General features: G+C 63.1%; 15 protein-coding genes. 6 read left to right on the top strand and 9 right to left on the bottom strand.

Annotated features, from left to right (window positions below; translation table 11 throughout):
- Positions 1 to 2: 2 nt before the first annotated feature.
- Positions 3 to 575 (bottom strand): response regulator transcription factor, encoded by a 573-nt coding sequence (locus PQU94_RS15590; RefSeq protein ID WP_272742360.1) that lies wholly within the window; start codon positions 573 to 575, stop codon positions 3 to 5.
- 117 nt (positions 576 to 692) lie between these two features.
- On the opposite strand from PQU94_RS15590, the gene PQU94_RS15585 reads away from it, so the two are divergent.
- Genes PQU94_RS15585 through PQU94_RS15575 form a run of 3 tightly spaced genes read left to right on the top strand, consistent with a single transcriptional unit; the run spans position 693 to position 5,121 of the window.
- Positions 693 to 1,991, top strand: a complete 1,299-nt coding sequence (locus PQU94_RS15585; protein WP_272742359.1) for an efflux RND transporter periplasmic adaptor subunit — start codon at positions 693 to 695, stop codon at positions 1,989 to 1,991.
- Positions 1,988 to 2,668 (top strand): ABC transporter ATP-binding protein, encoded by a 681-nt coding sequence (locus tag PQU94_RS15580; RefSeq protein ID WP_013480861.1) that lies wholly within the window; start codon positions 1,988 to 1,990, stop codon positions 2,666 to 2,668. Before PQU94_RS15585 ends, PQU94_RS15580 begins: the two co-directional genes overlap by 4 nt.
- Before the next feature lie 8 nt (positions 2,669 to 2,676).
- Positions 2,677 to 5,121, top strand: a complete 2,445-nt coding sequence (locus PQU94_RS15575) for an ABC transporter permease (protein ID WP_272742358.1) — start codon at positions 2,677 to 2,679, stop codon at positions 5,119 to 5,121.
- A gap of 60 nt (positions 5,122 to 5,181) precedes the next feature.
- Here PQU94_RS15575 and PQU94_RS15570 read toward each other — a convergent pair whose 3' ends face one another.
- A complete protein-coding gene (locus PQU94_RS15570) occupies positions 5,182 to 6,495 on the bottom strand; it encodes an MFS transporter (RefSeq protein ID WP_272742357.1) in 1,314 nt (437 codons plus the stop codon).
- A 402-nt stretch (positions 6,496 to 6,897) separates the two neighbouring features.
- On the opposite strand from PQU94_RS15570, the gene PQU94_RS15565 reads away from it, so the two are divergent.
- Positions 6,898 to 9,252, top strand: coding sequence for a glycoside hydrolase family 95 protein (locus PQU94_RS15565; RefSeq protein ID WP_272742356.1), 2,355 nt, complete (start codon positions 6,898 to 6,900; stop codon positions 9,250 to 9,252).
- Between the two features lie 83 nt (positions 9,253 to 9,335).
- Entirely contained in the window at positions 9,336 to 10,946 is a 1,611-nt protein-coding gene (locus tag PQU94_RS15560; protein ID WP_272742355.1) for a family 43 glycosylhydrolase, read from the top strand.
- A gap of 131 nt (positions 10,947 to 11,077) precedes the next feature.
- Here PQU94_RS15560 and PQU94_RS15555 read toward each other — a convergent pair whose 3' ends face one another.
- Both PQU94_RS15555 and PQU94_RS15550 read right to left on the bottom strand, forming a co-directional pair.
- On the bottom strand, positions 11,078 to 11,827 hold the full coding sequence (locus PQU94_RS15555) for an IclR family transcriptional regulator (RefSeq protein WP_272742354.1): 750 nt from the start codon (positions 11,825 to 11,827) through the stop codon (positions 11,078 to 11,080).
- Between the two features lie 249 nt (positions 11,828 to 12,076).
- Positions 12,077 to 13,087 carry a zinc-binding alcohol dehydrogenase family protein gene (locus PQU94_RS15550; protein WP_272742353.1) on the bottom strand — a complete coding sequence of 337 codons (1,011 nt, stop codon included), beginning with the start codon at positions 13,085 to 13,087 and terminating at the stop codon, positions 12,077 to 12,079.
- Positions 13,088 to 13,403: 316 nt separating this feature from the next.
- On the opposite strand from PQU94_RS15550, the gene PQU94_RS15545 reads away from it, so the two are divergent.
- The gene (locus PQU94_RS15545) at positions 13,404 to 14,660 is read left to right on the top strand and encodes a DUF3422 domain-containing protein (protein ID WP_272742352.1); all 1,257 of its coding nucleotides are present in this window, start codon (positions 13,404 to 13,406) and stop codon (positions 14,658 to 14,660) included.
- 187 nt (positions 14,661 to 14,847) lie between these two features.
- Here PQU94_RS15545 and PQU94_RS15540 read toward each other — a convergent pair whose 3' ends face one another.
- The 5 genes from PQU94_RS15540 to PQU94_RS15520 all read right to left on the bottom strand — a co-directional run bounded on the left by PQU94_RS15540 (position 14,848) and on the right by PQU94_RS15520 (position 21,640).
- The gene (locus PQU94_RS15540; protein WP_272742351.1) at positions 14,848 to 15,972 is read right to left on the bottom strand and encodes a pectinesterase family protein; all 1,125 of its coding nucleotides are present in this window, start codon (positions 15,970 to 15,972) and stop codon (positions 14,848 to 14,850) included.
- 4 nt (positions 15,973 to 15,976) lie between these two features.
- Positions 15,977 to 16,936: an alpha/beta hydrolase gene (locus PQU94_RS15535; RefSeq protein WP_272742350.1), complete on the bottom strand. Its 960-nt coding sequence runs from the start codon at positions 16,934 to 16,936 to the stop codon at positions 15,977 to 15,979.
- Positions 16,937 to 16,988: 52 nt separating this feature from the next.
- Positions 16,989 to 20,000: a TonB-dependent receptor gene (locus tag PQU94_RS15530; RefSeq protein WP_272742349.1), complete on the bottom strand. Its 3,012-nt coding sequence runs from the start codon at positions 19,998 to 20,000 to the stop codon at positions 16,989 to 16,991.
- 124 nt (positions 20,001 to 20,124) lie between these two features.
- Positions 20,125 to 21,090: a FecR family protein gene (locus tag PQU94_RS15525; protein ID WP_272742348.1), complete on the bottom strand. Its 966-nt coding sequence runs from the start codon at positions 21,088 to 21,090 to the stop codon at positions 20,125 to 20,127.
- Positions 21,065 to 21,640, bottom strand: a complete 576-nt coding sequence (locus PQU94_RS15520; RefSeq protein WP_272742347.1) for an RNA polymerase sigma factor — start codon at positions 21,638 to 21,640, stop codon at positions 21,065 to 21,067. The genes PQU94_RS15525 and PQU94_RS15520 overlap by 26 nt, the downstream gene beginning before the upstream one ends.
- Between the last annotated feature and the right edge of the window lie 446 nt (positions 21,641 to 22,086).

Raw genomic sequence — 22,086 nt, 5'->3', positions numbered from 1 at the left:
CGTCACAGACCGTGCTTTTCCATGCGCCGGTACAGCGCCGCCCGCGTCAGGCCAAGGTCCTTGGCGGCGTGCGAGATATTGAACTGATGCCGGCTGAGCGCCGCCTTGATCAGCTCACGCTCCGAGCGCTCCAGATTGAGGTCCTGCGGCGGCAGATCGGCGGGGACGCGCGGCGGCGTCTCAATGGCGGCACGCAGGGCGGCCACCAGCCGCTCATTGTTCCACGGCTTGACCACGAAATCCTGCGCCCCCAGCCGCATGGCCTGAATGGCGATGCTCATGCCCGAATGGCCGGTGACGACGACGACCGGCAGGTGCGGGGTCTTATTGAGCTGCTCCTGCAGGAAGGCCAGCCCCGCTTCGCCCGATGTATCGCCGCGCCGGTAATTGAGGTCGAGCAGCAGCACGTCCGGCGTCTCAGACTCCAGCAGGGCGCGCGCCTCATCCGGCGACTGCGCGCTGCGCAGGGTGAAGCCCTGCCGCGTCAGGACCAGCTCGGCCGCCGCCAGAATGTCGGGGTCGTCGTCGAGAAAGACGGCGCGCGTCAGAGGGGGTGTTTCGGCTTCGGAGGGCATGTTCGGATTCGGACACCTGCGGGGCGACTTAAATCCTGATTTGAGGGCAAAAATCGACAAAAAGCAAGCAAAATGAATTATTTATATGAATTGAAAAGGCTGTGTTAGCGTTTTAACATGCCCGATAACGTCCTCTCATCCTCCACCACCATGGACCGCAAGCGCGCCAAACCCTGGTATCGCCGCCGTCCGTTTCAGATCACCGCTGCCGCCGTCGTCATCGCCACGGCGGGCCTCGCCTTTTACCTGACCCTGCCCAAGTCGGGTACGGTAACGGTCGAGGCCCGTACCCTCGAATCCGGGGAGGTGGTGCGCGCCCCCTATCAGGACTACGTGCCGCTGCGCGCCGAAGCCGTGCCGCTCGACACGGTCTATATCACGGCGGCGACCGCCGGTCGCGTGCAGGCCGTGGCGGTGAGCGACGGCGATCGCGTCACCAAGGGACAGGCGCTGGTCTATCTGGTCAACCCCGCCCTGACGCTGGATGTGTCGGCGCGCGAAGCCGATATTTCGGCGCGTCTCACCGACAATTCCAACCAGTTGATGGCGCTGAAAACCGCGCAGGAAAGCCGCGAACAGGCGCTGGCCGATGCCGCCTATGCCCTCAGCCGCGCCGAGCAGGAGTATCAGAAGCGCCAGACCCTGCTCGACAAGGGCTTCATCAATGCGGCGGCGGTCAAACCCTATGCCGATGAGGTCGCCTATCAGCGTCAGCGCGTGGCGGCGCTCAAGACCGCCCAGACGCCGGACGCGCAATTCTATGCCGGTCAGCGCCGTCAGGTGCAGGACAATGCGCAGGATCTGCGTCGCAATCTGGGGGAGGTGCGTCGCGGCCTCGACGCCCTGACCCTGACCGCCCCGGCGGCGGGCCGCCTGACCGCCTTCAGCCTCAAGCCGGGGCAGGCGGTCAAGGAGGGCGACGCGGTGGCGCAGGTCGATTCCGAAGGCAGCTACAAGCTGCGCGCCGAGGTCGATGAATTCTACCTGCAACGCCTGTCCGAAGGCCAGAAAGCCGAGGCCAGCCTGCACGGTCAGACGGTCAGCGTCGCCGTTTCGAAAGTCTTCCCGCAGGTGACCAATGGCCGCGTGGTGGCCGAATTGCAGTTTGTCACGCCGCCGCCCGCCGATCTCAAACGCGGCGAAACCGTCGATATCCGCCTGAGACTGGGTCAGACGACGCCGGCCATTCTGGCCCCGTCGGGGAGCTGGCTGACGGAATCGGGCGGGGCGTGGGTGTTTGTGCTCAACGCCAAGGGCGATCAGGCCAGCCGCCGCGCCGTCACGGTGGGCCGCCGCAACCCCGAACAGGTCGAAATCCTCAGCGGCCTCAAACCCGGCGAGCGCATCGTTACTGCCGGAGTCTCCAACCTGCGCAATGCGCAATATCTCCACATCAAGTCGGACCCGAATTCATGATTGAGCTTCAAAACGTCTCCCGCCTGTACCGGTCCGATGAGATCGAAACCACGGCCCTGCACAATATCAACCTGACCATCCGTCAGGGTGAATTCGTCGCCATTATGGGGCCGTCGGGCTGCGGAAAATCGACCCTGCTCAACACGCTGGGCACCATCGACCGCCCGACCTCCGGAGCCTATCTGTTCAACGGGGTCGATCTGGCCAAACTGAGTGAAGCGAAGCTGGCGCAGCATCGCGCCCGCCATCTCGGCTTCATTTTTCAGAGCTTCAATCTGGTCGATGACCTGACCATCTATGAGAATATCGAGCTGGGCCTGCTCTATCGTCAGGGGCAGAAGGGGTCGCGCCGTCAGGCGATTGAAACGGCCATGGACCGCGTGGGCATCGCCCACCGGGCGCGCCACTTCCCGCATCAGTTGTCGGGCGGTCAGCAGCAGCGCGCCGCCATTGCGCGCGCCATTGTCGGCAATCCCGACCTGATCCTGGCCGACGAACCGACGGGCAATCTCGATACCGAAAACGGCGCGCAGGTCATGGACATCCTTAAAGGTTTGAACGCCTCTGGGGCGACCATCATCATGGTCACCCACTCGCCCAGCCACGCCGATCAGGCCAGCCGCCGCGTCGATATTCTCGACGGGCAACTGGTGGCCTCTGTCGCCCAGATGTTGTGAGGCCTGATATGTTACGCTCTGTCCTGATCGCCTTCTGGCGCTCCTTCACCCGACATCCCCTCTATGGCGGCCTCAACCTTCTGGGCCTCAGTCTCGGCATCGCCGTCTTTATCGCGCTCAGCCTGCTGGTGCGCTTTGAAACCGGCTATGAGACCTGGAGCCCCGAACGCGCCAAAATCTATACCGTCGGCACCCGCTATTTCTTCCCCGGCATGACCGATGAGGTGCGTATCGGGGGCATGGGTGGCCTGACCGAAGAACTGAAGGCCAGCTATCCGCAACTGGTCACGGTGCGCGACTGGTCGAACCCGGTCACGGTGCACAAGGGGTCGGAGGTCTATTCCGAGCAGATCGAGCTGGTCGATCCGGAGTTCCTGACCTTTTTCGGCATGCCCATGCGCGCCGGAGACGCGGCTACGGCGCTGAATGATCCCGGTAGCGTGGTCATCAGCGAGGAAAAGGCGCGTAAGTATTTTGGCACGGTGGATGCGGTGGGCAAGACCCTGACGCTCAGCGATGCCGAGGGGCGCAAACCCTATGTGGTCAGCGCCGTTATTCGCGATCTGCCGGAAAACAGCGATCTCAAATCGGGGCTGTTGCGGCGCCTCACGCCGCAGCGCACGGCGATGGAGACCGACACCTGGCATCACTGGGGCTCGGTGCAGCTTTGGGCCTTCCTTAAATTCGATACGCCGGCGCAGGCGCACGCCTTACAGGCCCAGTTGGACGCCTTTACCGACCGTCAGGTGGGCAATAATTTCGGCCCCGGTGTCAAGGGCAGCAGCCTGATGAAGCTGGTGCTGGTGCCGCTGGCCGATGTTCACCTGATCGACCCCAAGCAGAAGGCGGCCATCGTCACACTGGGTCTGGTCGGCGTGGTGGCGCTGGTGCTGGCCCTGATCAACTACGTCAATCTGGCCACGGCACGGGCGGGCCTGCGGGCGCGTGAAGTGGCGGTGCGCAAGACACTGGGGGCGCGTCCTTCGGCCTTGCGGCTGCAATTTCTGGGGGAGGCCCTGCTGACCCTGCTGCTGGCCTTTATCGTAGGCCTGTCTCTTGTTGAACTGACCCTGCCGCTGATCAATGCCGCCGGGGGCCTGTCTCTGGCGCTCGATTACACGAAAGACGGGATATGGCTGGCCGGGCTTCTGGGGGTGGTGCTGTTGGCCGGTCTGGTCGCGGCCCTCTATCCGGCCTTTGCCCTGTCGGCCTTCAAACCGGCACAGGTGCTGGCGTCGAGCCGCACCCCGGCGGGCGGCCGTCTGGGGATGCGCCTGCGCGAAGGCCTCGTCATTCTGCAATTCGCGGCGGTGGTGATGGCCTTCACCCTGATGCTCGGCTTCATCAAACAGATCGAGCATATCCAGTCGGCCGATCTCGGCTTCAAGCGCGACGGCCTGCTGCTGGTCAATTCGATCCGCGACGTCAATATCAATGCCGCACAGCGCGAGGGCTTTCAGGCGGCCGTGCGGGCCCTGCCCAATGTCACGGCGGTCAGTATCGCCAATGCCATTCCGGGCGATCAGAACACGGTCAACAACTCCAATATCGTTTTGCCGGGACAGCGCGACAAGCTGACCGAATCGCCGACGGTCAACTGGTCGGTGGTCGGTCCGGGCTATTTCGATCTGATCGGCATCAAACTGCTGGCCGGGCGCTATTTTGATCCGCGCTTTGCCGAGGATCAGACGTGGGTGGGTGACAAGGCCGAGCCGGGCCGGGTGACCAATGTCGTCGTCAGCCGCCTGACGGTGCAGCGTCTGGGCTTCAAGACACCACAGGCCGCTGTGGGGCAGACCGCGCGCTTCTCTGATCATACGGTGCGTATCGTCGGTGTGGTCGAAGACGCGCGCTTCTATCATCCGTCGGAGCCCATTCCGGCCAAGCTGTATATGTTCGATGCCCACGTCGCCTACGCGGCCGTAGGCTTTGTCCGCTATGCCGGCGTCAGCGAAAGCGTGATGCGTGAGCGTCTGCGCAAGGTGTGGCGTCAGGTGGCCCCGGACGTGCCGTTCGAAGTCACGTCGGCCTATGAGAACCTCGACAAGTATTATAAGCCCGAACGCGACCGCTCCAACCTGTTCGGGGTTGGGGCCGGGGTGGCGGCGCTGATCGGCTGTATCGGGCTCTACGGTATGGCAGCGTTCAATACCTCACGCCGGGCCCGTGAAATCGGCCTGCGCAAGGTGCTGGGGGCGTCGCGCGGTCAGGTGGTGCGGCTTCTGACGCTGCAATTCCTGCGCCCGGTGCTGATCGCCAGCGTCATCGCCTGGCCTCTGGCTTGGCTGGCTCTGGGGCAGTGGCTGTCGCAGTTTGACGACGCCATCGGCATCAGCCCGCTGTTCTTCCTTATCGCCACGGCGGCGGCTCTGGCCATCGCACTGGGGACGGTGGGGGGGCTGGCGCTCAGCAGCGCCTCGACCGAACCGGGCAAGGCGCTCAGGCATCAGTAAGAAGATCAGGCATCAGTAAGAAGAAAGGCCCGCTCCCTACAGGAGCGGGCCTTGTTTTTTTTAGTTCTTCAAAATCTTCTCTTCCGGCACTTTTTCGAGCCGGGGGGCAAGCGTATGGATGACCAAAATGGCGATCAGATAGGCCGAGCCTGCGACAATGAAGATGGGCTGGTAGGATTTGAACAGCTCCAGAATATAGCCGTTATAGGTCGTCATCAGCATACCGCCGATGGCTCCGGCCATACCGCCGATACCGATGACCGAGGCCACGGCCTGCTTCGGGAAGAGGTCCGACGGCAGGGTCATAAGATTGGCCGACCACGCCTGATGCGAGGCGGCGGCCAGCCCGATAATGGCCACGGCCCCCCACAGATTGCCGACGAACTGCGCCGCGACGATGGGGGTGACCAGAAGCGCGCACATCAGCATGGTCGATTTGCGCGCCGCATTGGGGGTGCGCCCGGCCTGCAACTGCTTTGACGAGGCCCAGCCGCCGAAGATCGAGCCGACGTCGGCCAGAATATAGATGGCGATCAGCGGCGGCCCGAAGGTTTTAAGGTCAAGGCCATGACGTTTGTGCAGAAAGTCGGGCAGCCAGAACAGATAGAGCCACCAGATGGGATCGGTCAGGAACTTGCCCAGCGCATAGGCCCAGGTCTGAGGGAAGGTCAGCAGCTTGAACCACGAAATTTTGGCCGCGGGCGTGGTGGTTTCGGTGGCGGTCGTGTCGTCCGACTGGATATGCGCCAGCTCGGCGGGCGAGACGCGCGGGTGTTCCTGCGGGCGGCGATAGATGATCATCCACGCGATCAGCCACAGGGCGGTGATAATGCCGATGGAGATGAAGGCGGCGCGCCACCCGAAGGCCAGCGTAATGGCCGGCACGACCAGAGGGGTGACGATCGGCCCCAGCGCCGTCCCGGCATTGAAGATGCCGACGGCCTGAGCGCGCTCCTTTTGCGGGAACCATTCCGACACGGCCTTGAGCGAAGCGGGGAAGGAGCCCGACTCACCGAAGCCCAGAACGGAGCGGGCAATGGCAAACTGCGTCACCGAATGGATCAGGCCGTGGCCGATGGAGGCGACGGTCCAGATGGTGAAGGCTACCGCGTAGCCGATGCGCACGCCCACCGCGTCGATAATGCGCCCGAAGGTCAGAAAGCCCACCGCATAGAAGCACTGAAACCAGAACACGATGTGGGCATAGTCGATCTCGGTCCACTTCAGCTCATCCTGAAGCGTCGGCTTCAGAATGCCGATCATCTGCCGGTCGATATAGTTGATACCGATAGCGATGAACAACAGGGCGCAGATCACCCACCGATAGCGTCCGATTCCCTTTGTGGAATAGACGAGGTCCGGCCTTTGGTTCATGCTGACGTTTCCTTTTCTCTGTACGGCATTGCTAGCTTTTGTTTTGTCGCGCATTGTCCGAAAACCGTTGCACCGTTTTCAGAAATGCGCGCCAAGAGGCTTTTGATTGTTTTGGGGTGTCTGTGACACCGGTGGCGCAACCTATGCCGACCTTTGCCGGTATGAAAAGGGGCAAAACGTCCGTTGGGGAAATAAAAACGATTGCGCACCTGTCGGGACAAGGGCCTGACCCGTTGGATGAGACGGTGGATATCCGATAGCTACCTTTATATCGGGCGGCCCGATACCCACAGCCGGTGCGGGAAAAACATCGCGCTGACGCTTTTTTGAAACGCCGCGCTTTCGCTCGCCCGTGAAACGGCTATTGTCCCGTAAAACACAATACAGAGAGGGAACCCCAAAATGACCATCAGCCGTCGTGAAACGCTCCGTATGTCCGCAGGTCTGTCCCTGCTGGCCCTGCTGCCACCCATTGCCGAAGCGCAATCCACGAAGCCGGCGGGCCATGATCTGCGCCTATGGTACCGCGAACCGGCCAATGAATGGACCGAGGCCCTGCCGCTGGGCAACGGGCGGCTGGGGGCCATGGTGTTTGGCGGTGTGGCGCGCGACCGGCTGCAACTGAACGAAGATACGCTGTATGCCGGGGCGCCGTATCAGCCGGCCAATCCCGACGGCCCGGCGGCTCTGCCGGAAATACGCAAGCTGATCTTCGAGGGTAAATATGTCGAGGCGCAAAAGCGTATTGACGCGCACTTCATGGGCAATCCGGTCAGTCAGGTTTCCTATCAGACGATCGGCGAACTGACCCTGACCTTCGGGCCGTCGTCGAATGCCAGCGGGTATCGCCGTGAGCTGGATCTGACGAAGGCGCTTTCGACCGTCACCTATCGTCAGGACGGCGTGACCTATACCCGCGAAACCTTCATCAGTCCGGTCGATCAGGTGCTGGTGATGCGCCTGAGCGCCGACACACCGGGGAAGATCAGCTTTCAACTGGGGTTTGAAACGCCGCAGGTGGCGACCGTGGCCATCGAAAGTCCGCAGGAGATCGTGCTGTCCGGGCGCAATGGCGGCCACAATGGCAAGGACGGGGCGTTGCGCTTCGAAAGCCGCGTGCGCGTGGTGGCCAGCGGCGGTCAGCAGAGCACCGGTACGGATGAGCTGGTCGTGACGGGGGCCGACAGCGCAATGGTCTTCATGGCGGCGGCTACCAGCTTCAAAGCCTTCCGCGACGTGTCGGGCGACCCGACCGCCATCACCCAAGACCAGATGGCCAGGGCCGCGACGCGTTCGTTCGACGACCTCTATGCGGCGCATCTGAAGGCGCACAGCGCGCTGTTTGAGCGTGTCAGTGTCGATTTCGGCCGTACCGAAGCCGCCGATCAGCCGACAGGGCAACGCATTGCCCGCTCACAATTCCAGAACGATCCGGCGCTGGCGGCGCTTTATTACCAGTACGGCCGCTATCTGCTGATATCGTGTTCGCGACCGGGCACGCAGCCCGCCAATCTGCAAGGCCTGTGGAACGAGAAGCTGAACGCCCCGTGGGGCGGCAAGTACACCATCAATATCAATACCGAGATGAACTACTGGCCGGCCGAGCCCACGGCCCTGCCGGAACTGACCGAGCCTTTGGTGCGACTGGTGAAGGAGATTTCGGTGACCGGGGCCGAAACGGCCAGAATCATGTACGGGGCGCGCGGCTGGGTGGCGCACCACAATACCGATCTGTGGCGGGCCACGGCACCTATTGACGCCGCCTTCTACGGCACCTGGCCGATGGGCGGCGCGTGGCTGTGCCTGCACCTGTGGGATCGCTACGACTATGGCCGCGACACGGCCTATCTGAAAGACATCTATCCGCTGCTCAAAGGGGCATCGCAGTTCTTCCTCGACACGCTGGTGAAGGACCCCGCGTCCGGTTACATGGTCACGGCGCCGTCGATTTCGCCGGAAAACGAACACAGGTTCGGCACCTCGATCTGCGCCGGGCCGACCATGGACATGCAGATCCTGCGCGACCTGTTCGCCAATACGGCACGGGCGGCGGACATCCTCAAAACCGATGCGGGCTTCCGCGCTGAGGTCCTGGCCATGCGCGACAGGCTGGTGCCCAACCAGATCGGCAAGGCGGGTCAGCTTCAGGAGTGGAAGGACGACTGGGATATGGAGGCACCGGACCTGCACCATCGCCACGTCTCTCACCTCTACGGCCTGTTCCCGTCGCACCAGATCACCACACGCAAGACGCCGGAACTGGCGGCGGCGGCCAAAAAGTCGCTGGAGCTGCGCGGCGACATGTCCACCGGCTGGGCCATCGGCTGGCGCATCAACCTGTGGGCGCGGCTGGGCGAGGGGGAGCGCACGCACAGTATTCTCAAGCTGCTGCTGGGGCCGGAGCGCACCTATCCCAACATGTTCGACGCCCACCCGCCGTTCCAGATCGACGGCAATTTCGGGGGCACGTCGGGCATGACCGAGATGCTGATGCAGTCCTATGACGATCAGATCATCCTGTTGCCCGCCCTGCCGACCGCCTGGCCGAAGGGACACGTCACGGGCCTGAAGGCGCGCGGCGGCTTTACGGTGGACCTCCACTGGGCCGACATGACGCTGGAGCGGGTGACGATCCGCAGCGCCTTTGGCGAAAAGGCGACGCTGGTGCTGGGCGATGATCGCCTGCCGCTGGCGCTGAAAAAGGGCCAGTCGGCGACCTTTGGCCTGCGGGCGGGAGGGCTTGTCCGGACCGCCTGAACGCGGGGTCTTTCCGGTTGACGGATTGCGCGCAAATGAATGAAGATGCGCGCAATTAACAAATACGGGGAAGGACAGGTGCCATGACCACGAACCGGCGTCACGCGCTCACAGGTCTGGGGATGGGGGCGTTTCTGTTCGGCGCGCCCGCCGGGGCCGCCCCCGCTAAAAACGGCCCCGCCACGTGGCGCAAGGGGATAGAGGGTCAGCGCCAGCCGGATCTGGGGAACGGCACCTTCCTCAACCCGATCATGGCCGGGGACCATCCCGATCCGTCGATCCTGAAGGACGGCGACAACTATTACATGACGTTTTCGACCTTCGACGCCTATCCGGGTCTGGTGATCTGGCAGTCGAAGGACCTCGTCAACTGGCGGCCCATCGGTCCGGCCCTGACCCGCAATATCGGCTCGGTCTGGGCCCCGGAACTGTGTCAGCACAAGGGCCGCTACTACCTCTACATCCCGACCAAGAAGACCTCGGCACCGGGTTCAAAGACCACCTCATGGGTGATCTGGGCCGACCGTATCGAAGGTCCGTGGTCCGAGCCCATCGACCTCGACCTGCCGCGCCATATCGACCCCGGCCATGCGGTGGGCGAAGACGGATCGCGCTGGCTGTTCCTGTCGGGCGGTGACCGGGTGCGCCTGTCGGACAACGGTCTGTCGAAGGCGGGTGAGGTCGAGCACGTCTATGATCCGTGGCGCTATCCGTCCGACTGGGTGGTCGAAGGCTTTTCGCCCGAGGGCCCGAAGATCACGCGCCACGGTCAATACTACTACATGATCCTGGCGGTCGGCGGCACGGCAGGCCCGCCGACGGGGCATATGGTCATTGCGGCGCGGTCGAAGTCTATAAACGGGCCGTGGGAGCACCATCCGCGCAATCCGCTGGTACGCACGACGTCCGCGGGAGAAAAGTGGTGGTCGCGCGGCCACGCCACGCTGGTCGAAGGGCCTTCTGGCGACTGGTGGGGCGTGTATCACGGCTATGAAAACGGCTTCTGGACGCTGGGGCGGCAGACGCTTCTGGCCCCGGTAACGTGGTCAAAGGACGGCTGGTTTGATTTCGGCGGCGGTGACCTGTCGGAGCCCATAAAGAAGCCCAAAGGCGGCAAACCGCATGGCTTTCAGCCGGTGCACGGACAGGCCTTGTCTGACGATTTCACGACCGACAAGTACGGCATTCAGTGGAACTTCTTTAACCCGTCGCCGGACGAGAAAAGCCGTATCCGCCGCGAAAACGGCGTGCTGCACCTCACGGCGTCGGGCGAGGCCCCAAGCTCCGGTGCGCCGCTGATCACCATAGTCGGTGATCCGGCCTATGAGATCGAAATGGAGATCGAGGTCGATGCGGGCGTGCGCGCCGGACTGCTGCTGTTCTATGACACCAAGCTCTATTGCGGTCTGGGGTTTGACGCCCAAAACTTCGTCACGCATCAGTACGGCATCGAGCGGGGACGTCCGGCCCATGACTATGGCCGTCGGATGCGGATGCGCTTGCGTAACGACCGGCATATCGTGACCTTCGACACCTCGGCGGACGGTCAGACCTGGCGGCGCTTTGACCGCGGCATGGAGGTGTCGGGCTATCACCACAATGTGCGCGGGGGCTTCCTGATGCTCAAGCCGGGCTTCTATGCGGCCGGGCAAGGCGAGGCGCGCTTCCACCACTTTCGATACAGAGCGCTCTAGATCATTATGATTTTTGATAGAAACATAATATCTAGATTTTGTTTAGCCCCTCGCTGGGCGGTGGCTTTGCCACCTTGGCCGCCGCCTCAATGGCGGCTTGAGCGGAAGGATTACTAAGAAATCATTCCGCTCTAATAAAGCTCGCTGGAAATGGCCTGTGCCGTCTGGCGCAGGCGCTCCAGCACCTGCGGCTTGTCCATATGGCAGACTACGTGCGTCATGAAGGGCACGATCAGGGCGGCGACGGCGTGGTGTGAGCGGGCGGCGAAGATCGGCACGGCCAGATCGACAATGCCCAGCGTATAGGCGCTGTCGCGCACCAGATAGCCCTGACGCTTCGCTTCGCGCGCCTCATCGAGGAAGGCGCGCAGGACGGGGCGATCAAGGCGGCCGCGCATGGTGTGATACCAGTTGAGCTGATCGCGCAGGGGCAGGAAGCCGAAGATCAGCCGCCCGGACGTGGCGGTGGCCGCCGGGGCACGGAAGCCGACCTTAACCCCGAAGGCGGTCATGCTCTCGCTTTCGGCACGGGCGATGGCGACGATGTGTTCGCGCGACAGGACGGTCATGTGGCACGACTGCTCGCTGTCGCGGGCCAGGGCGCGCATATGCGGCAGGGCCGTTTCGATCAGGCTCTGGCGCGGCGGGTAGAGCATGCCGAAATCGAACAGGCGGCTGGTCATGGTGTAGCGCCCGGCCACATCGCGCCGTAGATAGCCTCTGGCCTCCAGAGTCAGGATCATGCGGTAGATTTCGGCCTTGGAACGCCCGACACCGGCGCAGATGTCTCCGATGCTCAGCGCGCCCGGCCGTCCGGCCAGAAACTCAAGAATCTCAATACCCTTTTCGAGGGCAGGGGCGCTGTAGGTCGGTTCGGACATTACGATTCCATCGGTTTATCACACCGTGATAGCCGTTTCGCACGGAGGCGTCAAAAGGGCTCCGCGGACCTTTGGTCGCAGGCAAAAAAAAGCCGCGCACTCGGCGCGGCCAGTTTACAGGGAGGAAACGCCCAGGAAGGGCAATCGATGCAAGGCATCGAACACGATCATCATATATGCTGCGATGCGGCAATTGCAAGGCGAGACTGTGTCAAGTTCAGTTACAAATCACAAAAAGTCTGTGAGGGGTTACACCTCCACCAAGGCCTTGATCACCCCGGCTTCGGGGGCGGTCCAGCCGGGCAGGACGTCGGGCAGGTCGTTGAGCGTCGTGCGGTGCGTATTGAGCGCCGCCGTGGGGATCAGGCCGGCGCGGATAGCACTCAGTACCTCTTCAAAGTCTTCCACCGTGGCGTTACGGCTGCCCAGCAGGGTGGTTTCGCGCTTGTGGAACTCCGGATCGTTGAAGGTGATGTCGGCAGAGACGACCGAAATCAGCACATAGGTGCCGCCATGCCCGACATAGCCGAACCCGGCCTCGATGGCCTTGGGCGAGCCCGTGGCGTCGAACACCGCGTCATAGAAGTCGCCATCGGTCAGGGCCGACAGCTCATCGCGCGTGGTGGGTGACAGCACGACCCCATGGTCCATGCCGAGCGTCTTCAGGCAGACCTCGACGCGCGTACCCTGTCCGTCCAGCACAGTCACTTCTGCGCCTTTCAGCTTGGCGAAGAGGGCCGTGGCCATGCCAATGGGGCCAACCCCGGTCACCAGCACGCGCTGACCGGGCTGCACCTGCGCGCGACGCACGCTGTGGCAGCCGATGGCGAGAAATTCCAGCATGGCGGCTTCGTCCAGCCCGATACCCGTGGCCGGGAAGACGAAGGCTTCGGGGACGCTGAGATATTCGGTCATGCCGCCGTCGCGGTGCACGCCCAGCACCTGAATCTTCATGCAGCAGTTGGGACGGCGCTTGCGGCAGGCGGCGCAGGTGCCGCACGACAGATAGGGCATGATGTACACCACATCGCCGCTATTGAGCGCCGAGCCTTCCGGGGCCTCGGCCACTTCGCCGGAGAGTTCGTGGCCCATGACGCGCGGATAGCTGAGATAGGGCTGGGTGCCGCGAAAAATGTGCATGTCCGTGCCGCAGATGCCGACGCGACGCACGCGAACCAGCACTTCACCGGCCTGTCGCACCGGTTTGTCGCGCTGAATGCGCACCAGCTTGCCGGGACTTTCGCAGATGACCGTATCCATGGGGAACCCTCGTGGTGACTACAGGGGTGTAGCTACAGCGCGCCCGTGTGGGTGTCAAATATGAAATAGAGATTTAATCGTAAACAATTGTGTGGCGGCTATTATAATCTGTTGCCGAAAGTGTCCGACCTTATGTCTGACAAATAGGCGTTTCCGTTGCGTCATCCGGCCAAATCTCTCACTATGTGAGGGTACCTGTAGCGATGTGTCGAAAAGTGTAAGCGGTTTTCGACAAAAATATCGCGACAAAACAGAAATTTAGAGCCGGATTAGGCTTCCGTTTGAAATCATCCCGCTCTGGCCGACGGACCACGCCATGACCTCGATTGCCGACCACCCCCTACGTCAGACCTTAAGCGACCTCATGCACGAACGCGCCCTGCCGGTTCTGTCGGCGCCCGTCGCCTTGCGTAGCTGGGTTCTGCTGGTGGACGATGCCGAACGCGCGGCCGAGGCGGCGTGGGTCGAAGGGCTGAGCGAGGCCTCGCCCGAAGACGGCCGTCTGGCGCAGATCGGGGCCGAAGGCGGCCGCATCTGGGAACGCCACGGCGAGTTTTCGACTTGGCTCGGCTATACGGCGGAGGCGGCGGCGCTGACGGCGGCCTCAGAGCGGCTGGGCTTTGGCGTGATCCGCGCCGAGGGGTTCGACTGGCTGAGCGGGGCACCGGGGCGCGTGTTCCGCAGCGTCGAAATCTCGGTGATGACCGAGGCCCCGGACCCGGCGCGATTGAGTGCCTGTCTGTCCCTGTCCACCTGCGTGAGCTGCGAGGTGTTTGACGGACGCGCGCGTCTGTGGACCGATTTTCGCGGCCACGACACCGGGGCGGGGCGTATCTTCATTCACGATCGCGGGCTTCAGAACGACGAGCTGTCGCGCCTGTTGCAGACCCTGATCGAGATTGGCCACTACCGCAAGCTGGCCCTGCTGGGCTTCGGTGAGGCGCGCGCCGTTCTGACCTGGCTCAAGGGGGCCGAACGGACTCTGGTGGACATTACGCGGCAGCTCAATGAGGGGCGCACCTCGCAGGAGGTCATCTATGAGCGCCTGACGGCCCTGTCGTCGGATGTCGAACAGCGTGTCAATGAGGTGGGGTTCCGGCTGGGGGCAACCGAGGCCTATGCGCGGCTTGTCGAGGATCGCCTGACCTCCTTGCGCGAACGCCGCGTTGAGGGGTTTTCCACCATGCGCGAATTTATCGAGCGGCGGCTTCAGCCGGCCATGCGCACCTGCGAAGCGGCCTCGGCGCGGCTGGGGGACATTTCCAGCCGCATCGGTCGCATCGGCGACCTGCTGCGCGCGCGGGTGTCGATCTCGCTGGAGACGCAGAACCAGTTGCTGCTGCAAAACATGAACGCGCGCGCCGAGCTTCAGGTCAAGCTGTCCGAACTGGTCGAAGGGCTGTCCGTCTTTGCCCTGTCCTACTACATCATCAACCTGATCAAATACGTGCTGGAGCCGCTGGTTGGCCATTCTCCGGCAGCGACGGCGGGCTACAGTGTCGGGGTGATCGTCGTGCTGCTGGGGGCGTGGCTCTTTATCCGCCGCCGCAAGCGGCACCTGAAGGCGGCGTAAAAAAAAGCCGCCCGGTGAGGGGCGGCCAGTGAGACGCATCAACGGGGAGCCGAAGCGTCAGGAAGGCTTATTTCACCTGATGCCAACGGCCGAAGATGCTGACCGCATCCGGCCGTTGAAGAAACGAGAATTTCTCATTTGTATCAGCGACATGAGAAATTCTCGAAAGGAATACCAAGAGTCATTTTCAATGACTCTTGGTATGAGGCCAGCCGTCGGAGAGCTGACGGCGCACGGTCGCGATGTCCGGGGCGTCTTTCCAGCGGATGCCGATGTCGCGGTGCGCCGCCCCCGGTCCGGTCGAGCCGCTTTCAAAGAAGCGCGAGTCCTGCGGATGAAAGACCGCTGTCTTGCTGCCATCGCGCGCCGTGCCGCCCATGCTGGTCCAGTGGTCGGGGTGGATATGGGCGTCCATCACGCAGTCGATAAACAGGGCCTGCCCCACGGCGTTGGGATCGGCATAGCGCCCGTCCGGGAAGGTGGTGGTCGGGTGCCAGGGCCGGGCCAGCGCCACCGCGCCGTCGGGCACACCGGCTTCGCGCGTCAGGCGCGAGCGATAGACGACGAGGCCGATGGGCTGGCTCAGGGGCGTGGAGGGGGCCAGCAGGAAGGAATGGAACTCCCCCGGCGGGGTGGGCGCGCCGCGATTGCGGGTGCGCAATTCGCTGTCTTCGATCAGAAGCTGCCCATTGCCGAAGATGAAGTCGATATTGCCGGCGATCAGGCTGTCGCGGATCACCGCCCGCCTGCCATTGGCAAACAGCGTGTCCTGATAGCCAAGCATCGCCGTCTTGCGGAACAGCACGCGGTCGCTGTCAATATCGAGCAGCACGGCGACGGCCTGCGAATTGCCAATCTTCTGCGGGTCGCCCGCCGGCCGTGCGTCGTTGCTGAGGTAGTCGAAGGTGTTTTCGACGGTCAGACCCTCCACCGTCACCTGATCGGCATTGATCGTCAGGGTCGCCGAGCCGGGCGTGCCCCACTTGCGGCGGTGATACTTGCCCGCCGTTTCGGCCACGGCGTCAAAGTGCAGGCGCGTGCGTTTCGCACCCGCGCCTTTGAGACGCACCTTGGGGCGGCTGACCGTCACTTTTTCATAATAGTCGCCCGCCGCCACGTCGATTGCGACCCAGGTGTCGCTGGTGTCCGCCTGCGCGGCGTCGAGCGCGGCCTGCACCTTTGTGAAACAGGCTTTTTGCGCGCCGCAGTCGGGGCGCACTTTGAGACGGGTGGCGGCCTCGGCGGGGAGGCTCAGCGCGGCAAGGGTCAGACAGGCGACGGCGCTGGCGAGCAGGATGGGGCGTACAGACATGAGCTCAGGGTTCCGACAGAAAACCGTCAATCAGATCGACAATGCGGCTGAACCACGGATCGAACAGCCAGATGTCGTGGGGGGCGTTGTCAAATGTGGTATAGCGATAGGCAATGCCCTGCGCTTTCAGCCTGGCCTCGACGTCTTCGTGACCGGCGGTAAAGCGTGTCAGGCCGCTGCTGATCACCAAGGTCGGCGGGGCGGCGGCGCTGACGTGCCGGGCGGCACTGGCTTCGCGCCAGCGGTCGGGCACCTTTTCCATGGCACCGCCCAGCCACAGACCGGCGGCCGAGTTGTCCCCGGCGGCGTTTTCATATTGCAGGGCCAGCGGCGTGGTGAAGTCGAGCACGCCGTCAATGTCGATCAGGGCGCTGACCCGCGTGTCGTCACCGGCACGGCTTTTGTAGAGCGGGGTGTCCGCCGTATAGGCCAGAAGCGCGGCCATCTGCCCGCCGGATGAGGCGCCGCCTATGGCCAGCCGCTGGGGGTCGATGCCAAAGGTCTGCGCCTGCCCCTTCACCCAGACAAGGGCGTCATTGACGTCGATCAGACCCGCCGGATAGGGGGCTTCGGGCGACAGGCGAAACTCCGGCAGGAAGACGGCATAGCCGCGCTGCGCCAGCCGGGTGGCCAGAGCGTAGAAATGCGACTTGTTGCCCGACCGCCAGCCACCGCCGTGCACCAGCAGGATACCCTTGCCACTGGCGCGCCCGGCAACGGGCAGGAAGACGTCGATATGCAGTTCGCGCGCGCCGATGCTCTTGTAACGGCGATCGAACAGCACCTTTTGTCCGCTCTGGAACTCGGCCACCGGCCAGCTTATGCCCGCATACTGATCCTTATAGCGCTCAAACCGCTGCGAGATGGTGTAGCTGTCGTCCACCGGGATCAGGTCGGCGGCGAGAGCGGGGGTCAGGAGCCCCAGACCCAGCACACCGGCGGTAAGAGCGGGCAAAAGCCGCATGGTTTACTCCTGTAAAGGCGGCCACCGGCGGGTGCCGATGGCCGCTTATTTATTAGTATTTGTACCGCAGGCCCAGAATCCACTGCGCCCCGGTGTGGGTGTATTCGCGCGTCAGATCCATGTCGCCGGTGTCACCGGTGCCGTAGATGCGCTCCACTTCGTCGGTGATGTTGATGCCTTCGAAGGTCAGGGTCAAGCGCGGCGTGACGTTGTAGAAGGAGGCGAAGTCCACATGGGTGGGGCCGTATTTGCGCTCCTGCACGTGACCATTGCCTCCCGGTTCGCTGAGCAGAAAGTCGTCCCGCTTGTTGACCGACAGACGCGCCCCGAAGGTCTCGGTGTCGTAATAGACGGTCAGGTTATAGGAGTTGGGCGACAGGCCGGTGGAGTCTTCGGCCGAGACGTGGGTGTAGTTCGACGCGATGCCCAGCTTTGACCACGGCCCCGGCAGGAAGGTGAAGGGCTGATTATAGGTCAGTTCGAAGCCCTTGACGCTGTTGCCCTTGTCGCTGTTAACCGGGATGGTGAAGGTGTAGGGCACCTTGGCCGGGTCGGCATTGTAGGAGGTGTCGTACAGCGGGTCGGCGTAGATGGCCGGCCAGAAGGACGGGTCGATCATCTGCTTGACCACATCGGTCTTCAGCGAGCGCACAATGTCCTTATGGAAGACGGTGAAGGCCAGAAGCCCTTCGTCACCGAAATACCATTCGACGCCCAGGTCCAGATCGTTCGACTCGTAGGGCTTCAGCGACGGGTTGCCGACATTGCCGACCGTGCGTGTGGTGTAGCCGAAGACGGGGCCGGCAATGTTCAGCGAACTGAGGCCCGGACGGGTCATGCTGCGGCCATAGGAGGCGCGCACCACAAGGTCGCTGCGCACGTCCAGCGCCGCATTGATCGACGGCAGATAGTTGTCGTAATCGACATTGACCTCGACCGGCGTACCGCTGACCTGCGCCTTCGAGCTGACCTTGGTCTTGACGTAGCGCAGACCGGCATTGGTGCGCAGGCGCATACCGGCGATGTCGTATTCGGCGTTCAGCTCGCCATAGGCCCCAAGGGTTTCTTCGCCGACGGTCCAGCCGGCCCCGGCATTGTTGGTATAGCCCGCCGGGATGACGCCCGCCGCGGCAATGGCGTCGAAATCGGCGACGCGGAAGGGCAACAGGCCCGGACCGTCCAGCCCCTTGCCGAAGTTGGAGACGGGGAAGGGACGGGTATAGCTGGACGGATTGAAGCTGGGCGTCGCACCGAGGCCCTCGCCATAGCTTACCTTGCGATCATTATAGCTGAGACCGGCCTTCAGCGACACGTTGTCGGCATTGTAGGTGGCGTCGAAGCGCGAGGTGAAGTTTTCCTTCTTCACCGTATTGATGCGGTTCGAAGCCGTCAGGGCGTTGATATAGTTGCTGGCCTTGTTCGGATCATAGCTGCCGAAGCTGATGCTCGGCACATAGGCATTGCCGCTGTAGTCATAGGCGTAATAGTGCGGCACCGAGCGGTAGTAGAAGCGCAGTTCCGTGCGGTCGGCATCGTCCACCGCTGACCCGGCCATGGCGTCGAGCGTCAGGCGCTCATTGACCTTGAAGCGGCCAGACAGGACGACCTGATCAAAGGTCGATTGCGAATCCTGACGGCGGCTTTCGTACCACGAGGTGACGTCGTTAAACGCGGCGGCGACCATGGTCTTGCCATCGCCGCCGATCTTGAACGACAGCGGCGTCTGACCGGTAAAGTTACCGGCGGTGCCGTGCGTCAGCAGCCATTCCATCGAATTATAGCTGTCGCGGTCATTGGTCAGTTCCGAATGCAGGACGTCCAGCGTGATCAGGGCGTTTTCCGAGGGCTTGTATTGCAGCGAGCCGGTGACGCCGATGCGCTTCTGATCATTGCCGAAATAGTCGGCGCGCGGCAGGCGCGGAGCCCACAGGCAATCGAGCGGATCGCTGGCCCCGCAGGCTTTCGGCGTCCCGGTCACGGTCGGGTTGGTCTTGGCCCACGAATCGCCATTGGCGTAGGGCGAGGTCCAGCGCACGCTGGAATAGCCTTCCTGATGCACGGTGCGGTTGGAGGCCGCCACCGACAGAAGCGCCCCGAACTTACCGTCCGCAAACGTCTTGCTGACCAGCAGGGCGACGCGCGGATCGGCCTTTTGATTGAGGGTGTTGTAATTGGCCTGCGCCGAGGCGGAGACGGTGAAGTCCTCACGGAAATCGAAGGGGCGCGCCGAATAGAGGTTGACCGTCCCGGCAATGCCGCCTTCTTCGGTCGAGGCCTTTTGCGACTTTTCGATGTCGATACGGTTGAACAGTTCCGAGGCGAACAGGTGGAAATCGAAGGCGCGGCCCGCATTGAGGGTGACGCCGCCGCTGTCGAGGCCGTCGCTGCTGGCCGGGACTTCCATGCCGTTCAGGGTGGTGCGCGTAAAGTCCGGACCGAAGCCGCGCAAGGTGATATTGCGGCCTTCGCCGCCTTCGCGCGACATAGCCACGCCCGGCACGCGCTGGATGGATTCGGCGAGGTTGAGGTCCGGCATCTTGCCGATATCTTCGGCGACGATGCTTTCCACCGCATTGGCGGCGCGGCGCTTGATAGAGCGGGCCTTGCTCAGCGAACCGCGGATACCCTTGACCACGACCACGGTTTCTTCGGGCGCAGCGGCGGGCTCGTCAGAGGCGGTGGTGTCGGCCGCATAGGCGGTGCGGGTGATGGGGATGGCGTTGTCGCGCGCCGCCGGGATCTGCTCAGCCAGAACAATAATGCCATTGGAGCGGGTAACCGGTGTCAAATTCGTGCCTGCCAACAGGCGCGACAGGCCTTCGCGCACCGGCATATTGCCCTGAACGGCGGCGGTCTGCTTGCCCTTCACGACCTTTTCCGGCGCCATAAGCTGGATATTGGCCTGCTGGGCGAACTGCGGAATGCCGCGTTCGGCCGCCTGAGCCGGGACGTTGAACGATTTAACCCCCTCCTGTGCCACAGCCGGTACGGCGGAGACCATAAGCAACGTGCCGCCCGCGAGCAGCAACGGGCCATTAAACGCGCGCATAAATGCATTCGTCATCAGATTATTCCCTGTAGGAGCGCCCCGTGGTGCGCATTATTATTATTGAAGGTCCCGATTATTATAAAATTTGGGCCTTCCTCAGTTACGATGCCTGGCAAACGGACTTCCGTATGCGGGACATTTATTTTTTTATGCCGATCACTATGGCCTTGTCGGTCTTATGGATGTCTGCGCCAAAGGCTTCGACCACGGCCCCCGAAAAGGCTTCCGGATCATTGGCGCTCAGCCGCCCGATCAGGCGCTCGCGCCCCAGGGCCTCATCCTCGATGACGATCTGGATGCGGTTATAGCGATTAAACTCTGCCGCCACCTGCGTCAGGGTCTTGCCGTTCAGGGCAATCTGCCCTTCGCGCCACGCCAGATCGCTGTCGATGGCGTCGGGGGCGTGGCTGATCCGGACCGGCTGATGCTCGCGTAGAACGGTGCGTTCCCCTGCGTGCAGCAGGACGGCTTCGCGGGCATCCCCGACCGACCAGGCCTGCACCGTGCCCTCGGTCACCTGAACCTCGACACCGTCGGGACGTTTCTTGACCGAAAAGGCCGTGCCGACGGCCCTGATGCGGCTGGGCCCGGCGCTGACGATAAACGGACGCTGGCGGTTATGCGCCACCTTGAACCACGCCTCGCCCTCGATCAGTTCGATGCGTCGCTCGCTTTCGGCCATGTCGATGCGCAGGCGGCTATCGGTATTCAGCGTGGCGATCGAGCCGTCGCTCATGGGCAGGCGGCGGATTTCGCCCATGCGCGTCACGGCCTCGTCCTGACGCAAAGCAAAAACGGCCAGAAGACTGGCGGCGATCAGGCCCCCACCGGCAGTGGCCGCCGTCAGAAGGCGTCGGCGCGACAGGGTCTGCCACAGGCCGGGGGCGGAATCCTGCCACGTCGCGGAGGGGCCGAGCGCCTGCGCGCGCGACAGGCCGTGCCAGCCCGCCTCCGCCCGCAGCAATGCGCCGCGCCGACGCGGGTCACCGGCCAGCCATGCGTTCAGCGCCGCCGCGTCCTCCGGCGAGAGCGGACGTGGCTTGACCGCCCACAGGCTGGCCGCGTGCGCAATCTGCTCGCTAGTTTCGACCGGCGTCGGTACCACGCATAAACTCCTTTCGGGGCTGGAGACGGGGTTCGTCTTCGGCCATGGCCTTCATGATCAGACGCAGCGCCTTGGCCGCGTCATTTTCCACCATATGTTCGCTCAGGCCCATACGGCGGGCGATTTCTTTCTGGGGCAGGCCCTCGATCTTGCGCATTTCGAACACCTGACGGCAGCGCGCGGGCAGGGTGGCGATCACCCGCTTCAGACGCGCCAGATCCGAGCGCGCCACGCTGACCTGTTCCGGCGAGGGCAGGTCGCTCATGACCTCCAGCCGGTCGATCTCGTCCACGCTTTCGATGCGCACGATGCGCGCCCGACGCAACCGCATCAGGGCGATATTGCGCGCCACTGTGAAGAAGTAGGCGCGCGGCGACGTGATGTGCTCAATGGCCGTCAGTTCCGCCATGCGGCAATAGGATTCCTGAAGAATATCCTCGGCGTCGTCGCGCCCCAACCGGGCACGCATCAGCCACGCCCGCACATCCGCCTCATGAGGCAGGATCTGCGAAGCCACCCAGTGGATGATGTGATCCGGCGCGGACTCCATTCGGGCCTCCCGATACTATGATGCCTGAGCGGGCGGCTTCCGTAAATTTAAGTTCGCTTTTTGGCTGGATCATTATTTGTTTAGCCACTCGCCGGGCGGTGGCTTTGCCAGCAAGTCGGGTGTCTAAGGATTTTGGCCACGAAAAACACGAAAAGCACGAAAGGCTGCGGTATTGATCTTGCCCGAAGGGCCATTATTGAGCCGCCCAGAGATACGCTTGGCGCTTCGCGCCGAAGGATGAACGTCGCCGTTCGTGCTTTTCGTGTTGTTCGTGGCTAATCTTCCAACCTTACACCCGCAGCGCCACCTCATAGGTGGCCTGTGTCTGGGCGGCGATGTCGTCGAGGGTGACATCTGGGGCCAGTTCGACCAGCACGAGGCCTGAGCCGTCGGGCTTGACCTCAAACACGCCGAGCGTCGAGATGATCAGATCGACCACGCCCGCC

The organism is Asticcacaulis currens (assembly GCF_028550395.1).
GTDB classification, from domain to species: Bacteria; Pseudomonadota; Alphaproteobacteria; order Caulobacterales; family Caulobacteraceae; genus Asticcacaulis; species Asticcacaulis currens.
This window is presented reverse-complemented; position numbering and strand designations above follow the sequence as displayed.